12 protein-coding genes are annotated in these 16893 nt (G+C 72.5%); 7 read left to right on the forward strand and 5 right to left on the reverse strand.

Annotated features, from left to right (window positions below; all coding sequences use genetic code 11):
• Window positions 1–83 precede the first annotated feature (83 nt).
• Both ACIP4O_RS24820 and ACIP4O_RS24825 read left to right on the forward strand, forming a co-directional pair.
• Entirely contained in the window at window positions 84–611 is a 528-nt protein-coding gene (locus tag ACIP4O_RS24820) for a MarR family winged helix-turn-helix transcriptional regulator (RefSeq protein ID WP_401577634.1), read from the forward strand.
• A 67-nt stretch (window positions 612–678) separates the two neighbouring features.
• Window positions 679–3615, forward strand: a complete 2937-nt coding sequence (locus ACIP4O_RS24825) for an FAD-binding and (Fe-S)-binding domain-containing protein (RefSeq protein ID WP_401577636.1) — start codon at window positions 679–681, stop codon at window positions 3613–3615.
• Between the two features lie 82 nt (window positions 3616–3697).
• Here ACIP4O_RS24825 and ACIP4O_RS24830 read toward each other — a convergent pair whose 3' ends face one another.
• The 3 genes from ACIP4O_RS24830 to ACIP4O_RS24840 all read right to left on the reverse strand — a co-directional run bounded on the left by ACIP4O_RS24830 (window position 3698) and on the right by ACIP4O_RS24840 (window position 5560).
• Window positions 3698–4441 (reverse strand): hypothetical protein, encoded by a 744-nt coding sequence (locus tag ACIP4O_RS24830; protein ID WP_401577638.1) that lies wholly within the window; start codon window positions 4439–4441, stop codon window positions 3698–3700.
• Window positions 4442–4560: 119 nt separating this feature from the next.
• Window positions 4561–4770 carry a DUF397 domain-containing protein gene (locus ACIP4O_RS24835; RefSeq protein ID WP_401577640.1) on the reverse strand — a complete coding sequence of 70 codons (210 nt, stop codon included), beginning with the start codon at window positions 4768–4770 and terminating at the stop codon, window positions 4561–4563.
• A complete protein-coding gene (locus ACIP4O_RS24840; RefSeq protein WP_401577642.1) occupies window positions 4763–5560 on the reverse strand; it encodes a Scr1 family TA system antitoxin-like transcriptional regulator in 798 nt (265 codons plus the stop codon). The genes ACIP4O_RS24835 and ACIP4O_RS24840 overlap by 8 nt, the downstream gene beginning before the upstream one ends.
• 492 nt (window positions 5561–6052) lie before the next feature.
• Between ACIP4O_RS24840 and ACIP4O_RS24845 the strand changes: the two genes are divergently transcribed.
• A complete protein-coding gene (locus tag ACIP4O_RS24845; protein WP_401577644.1) occupies window positions 6053–8011 on the forward strand; it encodes an ABC transporter transmembrane domain-containing protein in 1959 nt (652 codons plus the stop codon).
• Complete coding sequence (locus ACIP4O_RS24850; RefSeq protein WP_401577646.1) at window positions 8008–9789, forward strand: ABC transporter ATP-binding protein; 1782 nt, start codon at window positions 8008–8010, stop codon at window positions 9787–9789. The genes ACIP4O_RS24845 and ACIP4O_RS24850 overlap by 4 nt, the downstream gene beginning before the upstream one ends.
• A gap of 50 nt (window positions 9790–9839) precedes the next feature.
• Here the strand turns inward: ACIP4O_RS24850 and ACIP4O_RS24855 are convergent, their stop codons facing one another.
• Window positions 9840–10970 carry an FAD-dependent oxidoreductase gene (locus ACIP4O_RS24855; protein ID WP_401577648.1) on the reverse strand — a complete coding sequence of 377 codons (1131 nt, stop codon included), beginning with the start codon at window positions 10968–10970 and terminating at the stop codon, window positions 9840–9842.
• 110 nt (window positions 10971–11080) lie between these two features.
• Between ACIP4O_RS24855 and ACIP4O_RS24860 the strand changes: the two genes are divergently transcribed.
• Complete coding sequence (locus ACIP4O_RS24860; RefSeq protein ID WP_401577649.1) at window positions 11081–11701, forward strand: TetR/AcrR family transcriptional regulator; 621 nt, start codon at window positions 11081–11083, stop codon at window positions 11699–11701.
• Window positions 11702–11741: 40 nt separating this feature from the next.
• Here ACIP4O_RS24860 and ACIP4O_RS24865 read toward each other — a convergent pair whose 3' ends face one another.
• Complete coding sequence (locus ACIP4O_RS24865; RefSeq protein ID WP_361327034.1) at window positions 11742–12533, reverse strand: metal-dependent hydrolase; 792 nt, start codon at window positions 12531–12533, stop codon at window positions 11742–11744.
• A gap of 102 nt (window positions 12534–12635) precedes the next feature.
• Between ACIP4O_RS24865 and ACIP4O_RS24870 the strand changes: the two genes are divergently transcribed.
• Window positions 12636–15200 (forward strand): DEAD/DEAH box helicase, encoded by a 2565-nt coding sequence (locus tag ACIP4O_RS24870; protein ID WP_401577786.1) that lies wholly within the window; start codon window positions 12636–12638, stop codon window positions 15198–15200.
• Between the two features lie 111 nt (window positions 15201–15311).
• Window positions 15312–16274, forward strand: a complete 963-nt coding sequence (locus ACIP4O_RS24875) for an acyl-CoA thioesterase (protein ID WP_401577788.1) — start codon at window positions 15312–15314, stop codon at window positions 16272–16274.
• Window positions 16275–16893 lie beyond the last annotated feature (619 nt).

Here is a 16893-nt window from a genome sequence, read left to right on the forward strand (position 1 = left end):
GCGGGTGGCTCGGGTGACCTTCGAAGAGCATAAGTCATTGTTACCTATGTACACAATGAATGGTGTCCTGATAATATTCCGGCATGCGCTCCCCCGCCCCCGACGCCGCCCCGGACGCCGCCCCCGACAGCGACGCCGCCCTCGCCGAGCAGTTGCTCCGCCTCAACCGCCGCCTGCACCGCCTCCAGAAGCACCAGTTCGGGCCGCTCGGCATCACCCCCGCCCAGAGCCGCCTCCTGCGTGCCGTGACGGTCTTCCCCGAGCCGCCCCGCATGGCGGACCTCGCCACGCGGCTCGACGTCGTCCCGCGCGCGATCACGACGCTCGTCGACGCCCTGGAGGCGAGCGACCGGGTGCGCAGGGTCCCCGATCCGGCCAACCGCAGGGTGACGCGCATCGAGCTGACCGACGAGGGGCGCGAGACGCTGGAGGCGCTGCGCCGGGCACGGCGCGAGGCGGCCCAGGAGGTGCTCTCGCCGCTGGACCCGGGGCAGCGCGCCCAGCTCGGTGGCCTGCTGGAGCTGCTGGTCGGCGGGGGGTCCGGGGACGCGCACGGGCACTGTGCGCACCCGCCCCGGACGCCTGGGCGGGAGGGCCAAGGGCGAGAATAGGCAGGACCTCCGCCGCCGGGCGCCCCGCGTTCCCGGTGGCGAACCGTGGACGAAGGAGTGCCGCCCCATGCCGCTGCTGGAACCGAGCCCGAACGCCCTGCGCCCCTCCGGGCGCGAGGAGACCGCACCGGACCTGGTCCCCGCGGGGCTCGCCGGCGGCACCCCCGAACCGCTGCGCGGCGAGCTGAGCGCGCTGCTCGGGCCGAAGAAGATCCTCTCCGGCGTCTCGGACCTCGTGCGGTACGCGTCCGACGCGAGCCCCTACCGCTTCCTGCCCCAGGTCGTGGTGGTCCCGGAGTCGGCCGAGGACGTCGCGGCGGTCATGCGGTACGCGCGACAAAAGGGGCGCAAGGTGGTTTTCCGCGCCGCCGGGACCTCGCTCAACGGGCAGGCTCAGGGCGAGGACATCCTCGTGGACGTGCGGCGGCACTGGGCGGGCGTCGAGGTGCTCGACGAGGGCGCGCGCGTGCGGCTCGGTCCGGGGACGACGATCGTGCGGGCCAATACGACGCTCGCGCGGCACGGGCGCGTGCTCGGCCCCGACCCGGCGAGCGCCATCGCGTGCACGGTCGGCGGGGTCGTCGCGAACAATGCCTCGGGCATGACGGCGGGGACGACCCGGAACTCGTACCGCCTGGTCAGCTCGCTCACCGTCGTCCTGCCCTCGGGCACGGTCGTGGACACGGGCGCGCCCGACGCGGCCGAACGGCTCGCGGCGGCGGAGCCCGAGCTGTGCACGGGGCTCATGGCGCTGAAGGCGGAGATCGAGGCGGACGCCGCGCTCGTGGCCCGTATCCGCGCGAAGTACGAGATCAAGAACACCAACGGCTACCGGCTCGACGCCTTCCTCGACGGGGACGACCCGGTGTCGATCCTGCGCGGGCTGATGGTCGGTTCCGAGGGCACCTTCGGCTTCATCTCCGAGGTCGTCTTCGACACGCTGCCTCTGGAGCGCCTGAACTCCACGGCGCTGCTCTTCTTCCCCTCGCTTCCCGCGGCTGCCGCCGCCGTGCCGAAGTTCAACGAGGCGGGCGCGATCGCCGTCGAGCTGATGGACGGGAACACGCTGCGCGCCTCGACGAGCGTCGCCGGGGTGCCCGCGGACTGGGCGGAGCTGCCGAAGGACACGGCGGCGCTGCTCGTGGAGTTCCGCGCCTCCGACGAGGCGGGGCGGGAGGCGAACGAGCGGGCAGCCGCCGCAGTGATGGAGAGCCTCGAACTGGTGGCGCCGGTGGCCTCGGTGACCAATGCCTTCACGCGGGAGGCGAAGGTCATCGGCGGGTACTGGAAGGCGCGCAAGGCGTTCGTGACCGCCGTGGGCGGTACGCGACCCTCGGGCACGACGCTCATCACGGAGGACTTCGCCGTGCCGCCCTCGCGGCTCGCCGAGGCGTGCGAGGCGCTGCTCGAACTCCAGACCGCGCACGGTTTCGACGCCGCCGTCGCCGGTCACGCCGCGCACGGCAACCTCCACTTCCTCCTCGCCTTCGACGCGGCGAAGCCCGAGGACGTGCGGCGCTACGCGGACTTCATGGACGCGTTCTGCGCGAGCACCGTCGAGCGCTTCGACGGCTCGCTGAAGGCCGAGCACGCGACGGGCCGCAACATCGCGCCGTTCCTGGAGCTGGAGTGGGGCCCGCGCGCGACCGAGCTGATGTGGCGGATCAAGCAGGTCATGGACCCGGAGGGCGTCCTCGCCCCGCGCATCGTGCTCGACCGCGACCCGGAGGCCCACCTGCGCGGGCTCAAGACGATCCCGCGCGTCGAGGCGGTCGCCGACCCGTGCATCGAGTGCGGCTTCTGCGAGCCGACCTGCCCGAGCCACGACCTCACCACGACGCCGCGCCAGCGCATCGTGCTGCGCCGCGAGATGATGCGCCAGCCCGCCGGTTCGGCCGTCGAGAGCGGGTTGCTCGACGCGTACGGCTACGACGCCGTGGACACGTGCGCGGGCGACTCGACGTGCAAGCTCGCGTGCCCCGTCGGCATCGACACGGGCGCCATGATGAAGGAGTTCCGCCACCAGCGGCACAGCGACCGCGAGGAGAAGATCGCCACGTACACGGCGAAGGACTTCAAGCTCGTGGAGAGCGGGGCGCGGCTCGCGGTGGCCTCGGCCGAGAAGATCAGCGACCGGCTGCTCACCGCGGTGACGCGCACCGCGCGCAAGGCGGTGCGCCCCGATCTCGTACCGGAGTGGCTGCCCGAGCTCCCGGGAGCTGCGGCCCGGCGGCTGCCCCGTACGGAGAAGTCGGCGGCGACGGCCGTCTACTACCCGGCGTGCGTCAACCGCATCTTCGGCGGTCCCGAGGGCGACTACGAGCCCTCGCTGCCGCAGGCCGTCGTGCTGCTCGCGCGGCGCGCGGGCAAGCCGGTGTGGATTCCCGAGGACGTCTCGGGCACGTGCTGCTCGACGATCTGGCACTCGAAGGGCTACGAGGACGCCAACACCGTCATGGCCAACCGCATCGTCGAGGCGGCGTGGGGCTGGACGGGCGGCGGACGGCTGCCGCTCGTCGTCGACGCCTCCTCGTGCACGCTCGGGATCGCCCACGAGGTGGTCCCGTACCTGACACCGGAGAACAAGGAGCTGCACGAGGCGCTCACGATCGTGGACTCGCTCGTGTGGGCGGCAGAGGAACTGCTTCCGGAGCTGACCGTCCACCGCAAGGTGGAGTCCGCCGTCGTCCACCCGACGTGCTCGATGCAGCACCTCGGGGACGTCGACCAGCTCGTGGAGCTGGCCGGGGCGTGCGCCGAGGAGGTCGTGCTGCCGGACGACGTCGGCTGCTGCGCCTTCGCGGGCGACCGGGGGATGCTGCACCGGGAGCTGACCGAGTCGGCGACGGCGGCGGAGGCGGCCGAGGTGACGTCCAGGGACTTCGACGCGTACCTCTCGGCGAACCGCATGTGCGAGGTCGGGATGGACCACGCGACGGGCGGCAAGGGCTACGCCTCGGTGCTCATGCAGCTGGAGCGGGCGACGCGGCCGCCGCGGGGGTGAGAAGGCGGGGCGGAGGCGGCGGGGGGTGGCCGGTTGCGCGCCGCCTCCGCCCCGTACTTCCCGTACCGTCCCGGGACCCCGCTCAGGCCGCCAGGTTCTTCTTGTCCCCCATGACCACGACCGGGTGTCGCGCCGGGTCGAGGGTCGTGAGCAGGGACCGCATGCCCGCCTTCGGGATGCTCACGCACGCCGAGGTGCCGCTGCCGTGGTCCATGTGCAGCCAGATGCTGCCGCCCTTGGTCTGGCCCTCGGGGCGCGTGGGGTCGTTGGGCGCGGTGCCCTTGACGCGGTTGTAGTCGATGGCGATGACGTAGTCGAAGTCGTGCCAGTGCGACTTCGACCAGTAGTGCGGCGCCTGGATCGAGGCGGTCTGCGTGTACGGGAGCGCGGCGCCCGGGTCGGCGAGGACGCCACCCGCGTCGCTCAGCGTGTAGACGCCGACGGGGCTGCGCTTGTCGTTCTCGTGGTGGGCCGTGGTCCAGCCCTTCTTGCCGTTGTGCCCCTGCCAGGAAGCGGCCTTCTTCCAGGTCTTCCCGGTCTTCGTGTAGAGCACGACGGTCGAGTCGGCGGAGTCGATGGCCTTGCCGTAGACGGTGACGACCTGGGTGCTCGCGGCGGGGATCTGCGACTGGAGGCGGTCGCCGACGCCGGGGATGCGGGTCGGGTCGGCCTCGGGGGCGCGGTGGGCGGCGGGCGAGGACGCGGCGTCCTTCTTCGCACCGTCCCCGCCGTCCTGGCCGGAGCCCTGCCCGGAGCAGGAGGTGAGCAGCGCGAGCACCGCCGCCGTACCGATCAGGACCTTTACCGTGCCGCCCGTCTTGTGCATGGCATTCATCCTGCCACCCGGGCGGAGAGGTGCCGCGCCGGAGGGACGGCGGGGGCCCGGACTTTGCCGGGTGGCGGCCAACCGTTTGCCCGGCGAAGAGGCAGGCCGGGGCGCGAGCGCTACGCGCGCTTGACGGCCGCGACGAAGACGGACCAGCTGGGGGCGGAGAGGAGGAGGGCGGGGCCGTGGGGGGTCTTGCTGTCGCGGAGGGGGACACCGGCTGGGTGACCGTCGAGGACTTCCAGGCAACTCGCCCCGTTCGTGCCGCTGTAGGAGGACTTCCGCCAGCTGCTCAGGACCATGGTGTTGGGGATGGAGTGCTCAGTCACGCTTCCTGAATTCCCTTGCTTGCTTCCTCATGAGAGCGATGGACGGCGCCAGGGCCAAGGCCTCACCCAAAGAAAGATCATAAGTCCCCTGAATGTCGGCGACCATCGCCGGATCATCGTGGAGCAGTCCCACGCGAAGACCTTCCGTGTAAGCAACGGGCGGCTGGTCCTTGAACCACATCAAGCTCATCAGGCCGTCCAACGCCGGGTACGGGACTGGGCCGAACGGCACGATGTGAACCCTGATCCGCCCTGATTCAGCGAGATCGGCAAGATGATCCAACTGCTCGGCCATCACGTCGTAGCCGCCGACAGGCCTCATGATCACGCTCTCGTCCAGCATTGCCCACACTTCGGGGGTAACCGGGTCATCGAGCAGTCGGGTGCGCTCCGTCCTTGACACAATCCACTTGTGTCGTACTTCCGCACTCTGTCGGGGATACCCGGCATCGAGCACGGCTGTCGCGTACGCCTCCGTCTGGAGGATGCCGGGTACCCAGGTCGGCGCGTATTCCCTGATGATCGTGGCCAGTTTTTCGAATTGACGCGCGTCCTCGAACCATGCCGCGAAACTCTCGTTCGGCTTTTTCGGGCGAAACGTCGTCAGCACATCCCCCGTACCAAGCGCCGCGTCCAGAGCCATCGCGTCCGTCTCGCTCGGGAAGCGGCGGTTGGTCTCGATCGCCGTGATCATCGAACGCGACATGAAGGCCCGGGCCGCCAGCTCGTCCTGGCTCCATCCCTTCGCCTCGCGCGCGCCCCGCAGCCACTGCCCGTAAGTCATGGCCATCGCTTTGCCCCGTTCCTGCCACTCTGACGTTGTGTCAAGGATGGCACTACCCACCGTGGTCGCGGGGCCGTTCTCTGAACGCAAGCAACCCGACGACGAACGGACGAAGCGCCGATGAACCGCCCCACGCAGGAGAACCCGGTTTCCCTTCCCCTGTGGTCGAACGAAGTCCCGAAGCCTGTTCCGGGGTGTTACCTGTGCGACAACATCGCGCACGAGCGGTCGTACGCCGTGGCCAACGGGAACGCGAGCCTCGTGAGTGACCTGAATGTGCGGCTGCGTCGCCACCTCAGTGCGCAGCACGCCGACCGTGACTGAGCGGCGCGGCGTCCGCGTACGGCGTTCGGTCGTGACGATCGTGGTGGTCGCGTTCTCCACCGTGGCCCCGCTGTTGGTCGCCGCCGGGCGCCTCTGAGCCGAAAAGCGTTTGCCCTTCCGCGTCCGAGAAGTAAGCCTTACCTCACTGAGCTTGCTCCTCGGACCTGGATTTACATGCGCATCAGAGATCTTCCCTTTCCGGACCCCGGCATCCCCGACGTCCGGTCAGGTCCCCGTTTCCTGTACTGGCTGGGGAAACAGCAGCTCGGTGGGCAGGCGCGCGCGCTCGCCTGGGGGCTGCTCAACTTCGGCTCGCTCGCGGCGCTGCCGTACCCGGTGGGCATCGCCGTCGAGGCCGTCTCGGACGGTGGTGACGGGGCCGGGCGGCGGCTCGTGCTCGCGGGGCTGCTGCTCCTGCTGCTCGGCGCGGGCGTCGCGCTCGGTGACGTCATGCTGCACCGCAGGGCCGTCACCAACTGGATCACCGCGGCGGCGCGCATCCAGCAGCTCCTGATCCGCAAGAGCGCGGAGTTGGGCTCGACGCTCACCCGCAGGGTCGCGGCGGGAGAAGTGGTCGCGGTTTCAACGGGCGACGTCGAAAAAATCGGCTGGTTCGTCGAGGCGCTCTCGCGCTTCATGGCGGCGGCGCTCACCGTCGTCCTCATCTGCGTGGGGCTGTTCTTCTACGAGCCGCACCTCGCGCTCGTCGTGGCGATCGGCGCGCCTGTGGTGGCGCTCACGGTCCTGCCGCTCCTGCCGCCCTCGGTGCGCCGCGCCGACGTCCAGCGCGAGAAGGCGGGACGCGCGACGGAACTGGCCTCGGACACCGTGGCCGGGCTGCGGGTGCTGCGCGGCATCGGCGGCGAGGAGCTGTTCCTCGGCCGCTACCGGGCGGCCTCGCAGGAGGTGCGCGGGGCCGCGGTGCGCAGCGCGCGGCTGTGGTCGCTCATCGCCGCGGTGCAGGTGCTCATCCCGGGGCTGCTGCTCATCGCGGTGGTCTGGTACGGGGTGCGTCTGGCCCGCACGGGCACCGTGTCGGTCGGGGAACTCGTCACCGTGTACAGCACGGTGACGCTGCTCGCGTGGCCGCTGCGCCACTTCGAGGAGATCGCGATGGCCTACTCCTTCTCGCGCCCCTCGGCGCGGCGCGCGGCGCGCGTGCTGTCGCTGCGGCGGGTCGCGGAGTCGGCAGACGGCGATGCGGAATCCCGGGGCGGTGGCGCGGGGGCCGGTGGTACCGAGTCTGCCGGAGCCGGTGCGTACGCGGGTCCCGCCGAGCTGTACGACCCGCTCACCGGGCTGCGGGTGCCCGAGGGGCGGCTCACCGCCGTCGTGTGCGGGGACCCCGACGCCGCAGGGCGCTTGGCCGACCGGCTCGGCGGCCACTCCCCCGAGCGCGCCGGTGACCCCTCCGTACTCCTCGGCACCGTGGCGCTCGACGGGCTGCCGCTCGCCGAGGCGCGGCGCGTGGTGTTCGTACAGGACAAGGACCCCGTACTGCTCTCGGGGACGCTGCGGGAATTGCTCGACGTCCCGTCCTCGGGGGCCGTCGCGCCCGACGCGGCGCTCGCGGCGGCGCAGTGCGCGGACGTGCTCGCGGCGCTCGCGCAGGCCGATCCCGATCCGGGGACCGGCGGCGGCGATCCGCTGCGGACCCGGATCACCGAGCGCGGCAGGTCGCTCTCGGGCGGGCAGCGGCAGCGGCTCGCGCTCGCGCGCTCGCTCGTCGCCGACCCGGACGTCCTCGTACTCGACGAGCCGACCTCGGCCGTCGACGCGCACACCGAGTCCCGCATCGCGGCCGGTCTCGCCGCGCTGCGCGCGGGCCGCACCACCGTCGTCCTCACCTCGTCACCGCTGCTGCTGGACGCGGCCGACCGGGTCGTGCTCGTCCTGGGCGACACGGTCGTGGCCGAGGGCGCGCACCGCGCACTGCTCGCCACGGAACCGCGCTACCGGGCGGTCGTGACACGCGAGACGGACGAGGAGGCGGACCTCGGCGCGCTCCGCGAGGTGCAGGTGGTCAGCGAGGCCGCAGCCGCCGCGGACGGCCCCGCCGGAAGCGCCGTCGTCGCGACTCCCGGCGACGAGCGGCCCGGCAAGGACACCGTGAGGATCGAGGAAACCGCATGACCGGGCCCAAGCCCCCCGCGTACGATCCGGCCGCGCCGACGATGGCCGAGACGCTGCCGGTGGGCAGCCCGGCGACCGTACGCGCCTACACAGGCGCTCTGTTCCGCCGGCACCGCACCGCCTTCGTCGCGCTCATCGCGGTGAACGCGGTCGCCGTGATCGCCTCGATGATCGGCCCGTACCTGCTCGGCGACCTCGTCGACCGGGTCTCTGACCACGCGGACGAGATCCATCTGCCGCGCACGCTCGCCCTCTTCGCGCTCGCGCTGCTCGTGCAGACGGTGTTCATCCGCATGGTGCGGCTGCGCGGCGCGATGCTCGGTGAGGAGATGCTCGCCGACCTGCGCGAGGACTTCCTCGTACGCTCCGTGAAGCTGCCGCCCGGCGTCCTGGAGCGCGCCGGAACAGGCGACCTGCTCTCGCGGATCACGACGGACATCGACCGGCTCGCCAACGCGATGCGGGAGGCGGTGCCGCAGCTCTCGATCGGGCTCGTGTGGGCGGTGCTGCTGCTCGGCGGGCTCGTCGTGACGGCGCCGCCCCTCGCGCCCGCCGTGCTGATCGCCGTGCCGCTCGCCGTCGTGGGCTGCCGCTGGTACTTCAAGCGCGCCCCCTCCGCTTACCGCTCCGAGGCGGCCGGGTACGCCGCCGTCGCCGCCGCGCTCGCCGAGACCGTCGACGCGGGCCGCACGGTCGAGGCCCACCGCCTCGGCTCGCGCCGCATCGCCCTCACCGACCAGCGGGTCTCCCAGTGGACCCGATGGGAGAACTACACGCTCTCGCTCCGCTCCGTCCTCTTCCCGGTCATCAACGTCACGCACACGACCGTGCTCGCCTCGGTGCTGATGGTCGGTGGGGCCTTCGTGCTCCAGGGGTGGATCGGCGTCGGCCAGCTGACGACCGCCGCGCTGCTCGCGCAGATGCTCGTCGAACCGGTGGGGCTGATCCTGCGCTGGTACGACGAGTTGCAGGTCGCGCAGGTGTCGCTGGCGCGTCTGGTGGGGGTACGGGACATCGAGCCTGCCGCCGGGGACGAGAGCGTCGCGCCGCGGGGCCGCACGCTCGACGCCGACGACGTCCACTTCGGCTACCGGGAGGGGGTCGACGTCCTGCGCGAGGTGACGCTCGCGGTCGAGCCCGGCACCAGGCTCGCCCTCGTGGGCCCCTCCGGCGCGGGCAAGTCGACCCTCGGGCGGCTGCTCGCCGGGATCTACGCCCCCCGCACGGGCGCGGTGACGCTGGGAGACGCACCGCTCTCGGAGATGACGGCGGAGGCGGTCCGCCGCCACGTCGCGCTCGTCAACCAGGAGCACCACGTCTTCGTGGGCTCCCTGCGCGACAACCTGCGCCTCGCCAGGGCCGAGGCGGGCGACGAGGAGCTGTGGGCGGCACTCGCGGCGGTCGACGCGACGCCGTGGGCGCAAGCGCTCGACCAGGGCCTCGACACGGAGGTCGGCTCCGGCGCGGCGACGCTGACACCCGCGCAGGCGCAGCAGATCGCGCTGGCCCGCCTCGTCCTGGCCGACCCCCACACCCTCGTCCTGGACGAGGCCACGTCCCTGCTCGACCCGCGCGCGGCCCGCCACCTGGAGCGCTCGCTCGGCAAGGTCCTGGCGGACCGCACGGTCGTCGCCATCGCGCACCGCCTGCACACGGCGCACGACGCGGACGTCATCGCGGTCGTGGAGGACGGGCGGATCAGCGAACTGGGCAGCCACGAGGAGCTGGTGGCGGCGCAGGGGGCGTACGCGCGGCTCTGGGAGTCGTGGCACGGCTGAGCGAGCATGCGGCGAGGTGTCGCTCGCACGGCGGCCGGGGCTGAGCACACCTAGAGCGGCAGGGCGCGGAGCAGGGCGTTCCTCGCGCGCGCGTGCCGGGTCCGCGTGACCCGGTGGAGGGTGCGCGAGGCGAGTGCGACGCGCTGCGCGGAGCGGCGGCGGGCCCTGTCGTAGGCACGCACGGCCCGCTCCGGGTGCCACGGGTCCCGTGCGAGGGCGGCGGCGAGGGCGGCGGCGAGGGCCTCGGCGTCGAGTATCGCCGTGCAGGCGCCTTGGCCGAGGTGCGGCGTCATCGCGTGGGCGGCGTCCCCGACGAGGGCGGCCGGTACCGCTCCGGGCCGGGTGCTGACGAAGCGGGGCAGCGCGGGGTGCAGGTGGCGCATCGGGTAGCAGAGCCGGTTCTCCGCTGTGGTGGCGGCGAGGAGCCTGCCGACGGGTTCGGGCCAGGAGGCGAAGAGCGCGGGCAGCTCTTCGCCCGGGGTGCCGGCGGGGACGACGGCGTACCAGTTGGTGCGGCCCGGCTCGACCGGTGTGACGCCGAAGATCCGCCCCTCGCCCCAGATCTCGCCGTACTCCGGGCCCTCAGTGCCGCCGCGCGGGGGGTTGCGCACCTCGTTCCCCGCGACGTCCGCGCCGTCCTCCGTGTCCGCTATGCCGATCCAGGCCGAGGCGTCGAGCGTCCGCGGAGCGCTGCGCGTGCCGAAGTACGCGGTGCGCACGGCGCTGTGCAGCCCGTCGGCACCCACGACCAGGTCGTGGCCCGCCGCCTCGGCGTGCGCGTCACGCAGTCGGTGTCCGTAGACGGGGTGTACGTCGCGGGCGGCGAGCGCGCTGAGCAGGATGTCGAGCAGGCGCGGCCGGGAGATGAGGAGTTCGGGCCTGCCCGCCGCGCGCTCGATGCGGTCGAGCGGGAGCCGAGCGAGGCGCGAGCCGTCCGAGGCCCTGATGCCGCCCGCGCGGTACGGGACCGCCTGGGCGCGCAGGGCCTCGCCGACGCCGAGCCGGTCGAGGGCCGATTGCGCCGTGGGATGGATACCGAAAGCCGTGCCGTACCGCTGCTGCTCCTCCCGGCTCTCCACGAGGCGCACCGCCCAGCCCGCGCGGCGCAGGCCCAGCGCGGCGGTGAGCCCGGCGACTCCGGCGCCGACGACGAGTACGGAATGAGCGCGTGAGTCGTTCATGATGCCCCCGGTAGCCTGAACTTTCACCACACCCGTAGTACCACGGATGTGGTGCCTGAGGGAGGGCGCTGGGAGAGCCGGGCAAGCCACGGGGGAAAGGGAGAGACGCGATGCCTCAGGAGAACGTGCGACGCAGACGGACTCTGCGCCGGGCGGCGCTGGCCGTGCTGGCGGCAGAGGGCGGCAGAGGGTTGACGCACCGGTCCGTGGACGCGGCGGCGGGGGTCCCCGTGGGAACGGCGAAGAACTACTTCCCGACGCGTGAGGATCTGCTGCGGGCGGTCGCCGAGGAGTGCGCGCTCGCTTACGGAGAACGCGCCGCGGAGGTCCCCACGGCGATGCACGGGCCGGAGCGGGAGAGGCAGGAGGCCCTCGTACAGCTGTTGTCCGCGCTCCTCGCCGACGCGGTGGGCGTCGGCCGGACGCGCGTACTCGCCTATCTGGAACTGCACGCCGAGGCGGCCCGGCGGCCGTGGCTCGCCGAGGTGCTCGACGGGATCTCCCTCGGCGACTTCCTCGGCTTCTCGGCGCTTGCCGGGGCAGCGGGCCTGCCGGTGGACGAGGGCCGTACCCGCGTGCTGACCCTGGCTCTGCACGGCTGTCTGCCGCATCTCGTGGCGAACGGGACGCGCACCCGCGCGGCGGCGGGGCTCGACGAGCCAGAGTCGCTGGTGCGCGCGCTGCTCGGCGTGGTCCACCCCGAGCACGATTGGTCGGCGCCTGCGGGGTGACGGGGCGGGGCCGCGGGAGGTGACGGAACGGGGCCCCGGCTCAGACCACGTTGAGGGCGAAGAGGGCGCCGATCGCTCCGAGGGCCATGAAGATCGGGGTGAGGATCTTCAGTTCGACCCAGCTGCCGGCCCGGAAACGCATGAACTTCGGGGGGCCGAGCGGGTACCAGAGCCTACGGGCTATCGGGAGCGGCCACAGGATGGGGGCGCCCGAGACGGTGATGGCGTCGCCGATGTCGTGCACGAGCGCGCCGAGCACGATCGGCAGGCCGAGCCACATGTACGCCTGGCCGTCTCCGGTGAAGAGCCAGTGCGCCCCGTTCCCCGGCCGGTCGAGGAAATCGGCGAGCATCCACGCGCTGGTCGCCCCGAGCAGCCACACGAGCACGTCGCTGGAGACACGCGCCTGCCGCCACAGCAGTCCCTCGATAGCGAGCACCATGTGCACGAAGAGGATGCCGAGGACCGCCCAGCGACCGATGGCCACGGCGAGCGCGGAGGCGCCCGCGCCCATGAGGACGGCCCAGAGGAGGGTGTGCGTCAGGGTGCGGTGGCCGCCGCTCCTGCGGGGGTCCTTCTTGCCGCGAGTGGCTTTGTAGACCCCGTAGGAGAGGGCGTCCACGAACTTGCACAGCGCCTTGCTGACCGGCCCGAAGGCCCGGGATATCGTCGCCGCGTGGTGGTCGAGGTCGGGTGCGAGGGCGGCCCCGGCGGTGATGAGCGCGCCGACGAGCAGTACCGGCCAGGGCATCTCGTGCCCGTTGGCCGCCGCGAGCGCCCCGACCCCGAGCCAGGCCGCGGCCCCGGAGAGCGAGTGTGCCGGTCCCATCATGAGCGTGTCCCCCACCTTCGACGCACCGCTGTGCAGTTGACGGCCCGTCCCGCTTCCTTCCGGCCGGACGAGCGGTCCCTCACCCTACCGGTCGTGATCTTCGTGCCGTCCGCCGATTCCCCCTCCCCGGTGGCGAAAGGGCAAGATGGGGGCGTGACCCTTATCGATCAGCTCCCTGCGACCCCCGATCCCGACGCCCTCTACGAAGCCTTCGCCTCGTGGACCGAGAGCCAGGGGATCACTCTGTACCCGGCCCAGGAGGAGGCGCTGATCGAGGTGGTCTCGGGAGCCAACGTCATCCTCTCGACGCCGACGGGCTCCGGCAAGAGCCTGGTCGCCGCGGGCGCGCACTTCACCGCGCTCGCGCAGGACAAGGTCACCTTCTACACCGCCCCGATCAAGGCACTCGTCTCGGAGAAGTTCTTCGACCTGTGCAAGATGTTCGGCACCGAGAACGTCGGGATGCTCACCGGCGACGCCTCGGTCAACGCCGACGCCCCGGTCATCTGCTGCACCGCCGAGGTCCTCGCCTCGATCGCGCTGCGCGACGGCAAGGACGCGGACGTCGGCCAGGTCGTGATGGACGAGTTCCACTTCTACGCCGAACCCGACCGCGGCTGGGCCTGGCAGATCCCGCTGCTCGAACTGCCGCAGGCGCAGTTCGTGCTGATGTCCGCGACGCTCGGGGACGTCGCGCTCTTCGAGAAGGACCTCACCCGCCGCACGGGCCGGCCGACCTCCGTCGTGCGCTCCGCGACCCGCCCGGTGCCGCTCTCGTACGAGTACAAGCTGACGCCGCTCACCGAGACGCTGACCGAGTTGCTCGACACGCGGCAGGCACCCGTCTACATCGTGCACTTCACGCAGGCGCAGGCCGTCGAGCGGGCGCAGGCGCTCATGAGCATCAACATGTGCACGCGCGAGGAGAAGGACCGCATCGCGGAGCTGATCGGCAACTTCCGCTTCACCACCAAGTTCGGGCGGAACCTCTCGCGCTATGTACGGCACGGGATCGGGGTGCACCACGCGGGGATGCTGCCGAAGTACCGGCGGCTCGTCGAGAAGCTGGCGCAGGCCGGGCTGCTCAAGGTCATCTGCGGGACGGACACGCTCGGCGTGGGCGTCAACGTGCCGATCCGTACGGTGCTGTTCACCGCGCTGACGAAGTACGACGGGAACCGGGTGCGCACGCTGCGCGCTCGGGAGTTCCACCAGATCGCCGGCCGTGCCGGGCGCGCGGGCTTCGACACCGCGGGGCTCGTCGTGGGGCAGGCCCCCGAGCACGTCATCGAGAACGAGAAGGCGCTCGCGAAGGCCGGGGACGACCCGAAGAAGCGGCGCAAGGTCGTGCGCAAGAAGGCTCCGGAGGGCTTCGTCGCCTGGAGCGACAAGACCTTCGAGAAGCTCATCGCCTCCGACCCCGAGCCGCTGACCTCGCGGTTCCGGGTGACGCACACGATGCTGCTCGCCGTGATCGCCCGCCCGGGCAACGCTTTCGACGCGATGCGCCACCTCCTGGAGGACAACCACGAGCCGCGCCGGCAGCAGCTGCGGCACATCCGCCGGGCCATCGCGATCTACCGCTCGCTCCTCGACGGCGGCATCGTGGAGCGCCTCGACGAGCCGGACGCGGAGGGCCGCATCGTCCGGCTCACCGTGGATCTCCAGCAGGACTTCGCGCTCAACCAGCCGCTCTCCACGTTCGCGCTCGCGGCCTTCGACCTGCTCGACCCCGAGTCGCCCTCGTACGCGCTCGACCTCGTCTCGGTCGTCGAGTCGACGCTCGACGACCCGCGTCAGATCCTGGCCGCGCAGCAGAACAAGGCGCGCGGCGAGGCCGTCGCCGCGATGAAGGCGGACGGCGTCGAGTACGAGGAGCGCATGGAGCGGCTCCAGGAGATCGGCTACCCGAAGCCCCTGGAGGAGCTGCTCTTCCACGCCTACGACACGTACCGCAGGAGCCACCCGTGGGTCGGTGACCACCCGCTCTCGCCCAAGTCCGTGGTGCGCGACATGTACGAGCGGGCACTGACCTTCACGGAGTACGTCTCGCTGTACGAGCTGGCCCGCACCGAGGGCATCGTGCTGCGGTACCTCGCCTCCGCGTACAAGGCCCTGGAGCACACCGTCCCCGATGACCTGAAGTCGGAGGATCTGGAGGACCTCATCGCGTGGCTCGGCGAGCTGGTGCGCCAGGTGGACTCCAGCCTGCTCGACGAGTGGGAGCAGCTCGCCAATCCGGAGGAGATGAGCGCGGAGGAGGCGCAGGAGAAGGCCGACCAGGTCAAGCCGGTGACGGCCAACGCGCGCGCGTTCCGGGTGCTCGTGCGCAACGCGATGTTCCGGCGTGTCGAGCTGGCGGCGCTCGACCGGGTGGACGAGCTGGGCACGATGGACGCCGAGGCGGGCTGGGACGCGGACGCCTGGGGCGAGGCGATGGACGCCTACTGGGACGCGCACGAGGAGCTGGGCACGGGGCCTGACGCGCGCGGCCCGAAGCTGCTGCTCATCGAGGAACGGCCGCAGGAGGCGCTGTGGCGGGTGCGGCAGATCTTCGACGACCCGGAGGACGACCACGACTGGGGCATCAGCGCCGAGGTGGACCTCACCGCGTCGGACGCGGAGGGCCGGGCGGTGGTCCGGGTCACCTCGGTGGGGCAGCTCTGAGCCGGGCCTCCGGCGGGCGCGGTCCCCGGGGCCGCGCCGGTGTTCCTTCTCCGTCCCCGAGCCCGTGCCGCTGTGGTGCGGGGCGTGCTGTGTGAAAGGGCGTACGTGACCATGACCGACGCGGGCGAACCCGTGCCCGAGCGCCTGGTGGACCTCCTCGACCTGGAGCGGATCGAGGTGAACATCTTCCGCGGCCGCAGCCCCGACGAGTCGCTGCAACGCGTCTTCGGCGGGCAGGTCGCCGGGCAGGCGCTCATCGCGGCAGGCCGGACCGTGGACGCGGACCGCCCCGTGCACTCGCTGCACGCCTACTTCCTGCGTCCTGGCCGTCCCGGGGTGCCGATCGTCTACGAGGTGGAGCGGGTACGGGACGGGCGGAGCTTCACGACGCGGCGGGTGACCGCCGTGCAGCAGGGCCGCACGATCTTCACGCTCACCGCTTCCTTCCACGTGCCCGAGGAGGGCGCCTTCGCGCACCAGTTGCCGCCGGCGGGCCCCGGGCCGCTCGTCGACCCCGAGTCGTTGCCCCGGCTCGCGGACGAGGTCCGCGCCCATCTCGGCGGGGTGCCGGACGAGTTGGAGCGGATGGCCCGCAGGCAGCCCTTCGACATCCGTTACGTCGACCGCCTGCGGTGGACGTCCGAGGAGATGGCGGGGGCTGAGCCGCGCAGCGCCGTGTGGATGCGGGCCGTGACTCCGCTGGGCGACGACCCGCTCGTGCACACGTGCGCGCTCGCCTACGTGAGCGACACGACGCTCCTCGACGCGGTGCGGCTGCCGGTGGAGCCGCTGTGGGGCGAGCGGCTGCTCGACCTCGCCTCGCTCGACCACGCGATGTGGTTCCACCGGCCCTTCCGCGCGGACGAGTGGCTGCTGTACGAGCAGGAGTCGCCCGTCGCCACGGGCGGACTCGGGCTGGCCAGGGGCCGGATCTACGACCGGGCGGGCAGGCTGCTCGTCTCGGTCGTGCAGGAGGGGCTGTTCCGGCCGCGCGGCGGCATCCAGGTGCGGTCCGAGGCGCCGCACGATATCCGGGCGCGGCCCGGCGAGGCGCCGCACGAGCCGGGCGCATAGCCGCCGGACCAGAACGCGCGCGACCGTGGCCGTGTTCACCGGCACCGCCCCTGGCCGGTGCCGCCGGTCCGGCGGCACTCGCGGTACGCCGTGCCGCCGCCCCGCCGGGGCCACGGCACGAACCGTCGCCGCGCCCGCCGCGCGCCGGGGTCGGCACCCTCGTCGGCGCGCAGCGAGGGGCAGCAGGAGGGCGGAACGGACGAGGGACCCGAGGCGCACGCGTGCGGACAGCACCGGTGCCGAAGAGGGGCCGGGGACTGGGCCGGGAGTGACGCGACGGGCGACGGGCGTCGACTTCGGCGGCCGGGTACGCAGCCGGGATCGGTTGGGCCGACGGGGCACCGGCCTGCTGGCCTACTGGAGGCGACGGGGGCCCCGAAGGCGAGGCCGCGCGCGGCGAGGGGCACGGCGGACCGGTGGGCGAGGTGCGCGGCGGATTGGCGGGGGCGGTCCCGGGGAGCGTGGGCCCGCCCGGGGAGGGGGACACCGGCGGCGTGACAGGCGGCGAGCCACCGGGCTCCGGAGCCATGGGAACGGCAGACGGCTCCGGCCCCGTGGGCGAGGCCGTCGGCGCCACGGCGCTCGGCTGTTCAGCGGGCGCGGGCCGCGCGGACGTGGC

The sequence above is a fragment of the Streptomyces sp. NPDC088923 genome, assembly GCF_044749745.1.
GTDB lineage: Bacteria > Actinomycetota > Actinomycetes > Streptomycetales > Streptomycetaceae > Streptomyces.

Excerpts from the sequence above, each read along its gene's own strand:
- ACIP4O_RS24840 (WP_401577642.1), bottom strand. The coding sequence starts at position 5,560 with ATGGCCATGACTTACGGGCAGTGGCTGCGGGGCGCGCGCGAGGCGAAG.
- ACIP4O_RS24855 (WP_401577648.1), bottom strand. The coding sequence starts at position 10,970 with ATGAACGACTCACGCGCTCATTCCGTACTCGTCGTCGGCGCCGGAGTC.
- ACIP4O_RS24865 (WP_361327034.1), bottom strand. The coding sequence starts at position 12,533 with ATGATGGGACCGGCACACTCGCTCTCCGGGGCCGCGGCCTGGCTCGGG.
- ACIP4O_RS24860 (WP_401577649.1), top strand. The coding sequence starts at position 11,081 with ATGCCTCAGGAGAACGTGCGACGCAGACGGACTCTGCGCCGGGCGGCG.
- ACIP4O_RS24825 (WP_401577636.1), top strand. The coding sequence starts at position 679 with ATGCCGCTGCTGGAACCGAGCCCGAACGCCCTGCGCCCCTCCGGGCGC.
- ACIP4O_RS24820 (WP_401577634.1), top strand. The coding sequence starts at position 84 with ATGCGCTCCCCCGCCCCCGACGCCGCCCCGGACGCCGCCCCCGACAGC.
- ACIP4O_RS24845 (WP_401577644.1), top strand. The coding sequence starts at position 6,053 with ATGCGCATCAGAGATCTTCCCTTTCCGGACCCCGGCATCCCCGACGTC.
- ACIP4O_RS24830 (WP_401577638.1), bottom strand. The coding sequence starts at position 4,441 with ATGCACAAGACGGGCGGCACGGTAAAGGTCCTGATCGGTACGGCGGCG.
- ACIP4O_RS24875 (WP_401577788.1), top strand. The coding sequence starts at position 15,312 with ATGACCGACGCGGGCGAACCCGTGCCCGAGCGCCTGGTGGACCTCCTC.
- ACIP4O_RS24850 (WP_401577646.1), top strand. The coding sequence starts at position 8,008 with ATGACCGGGCCCAAGCCCCCCGCGTACGATCCGGCCGCGCCGACGATG.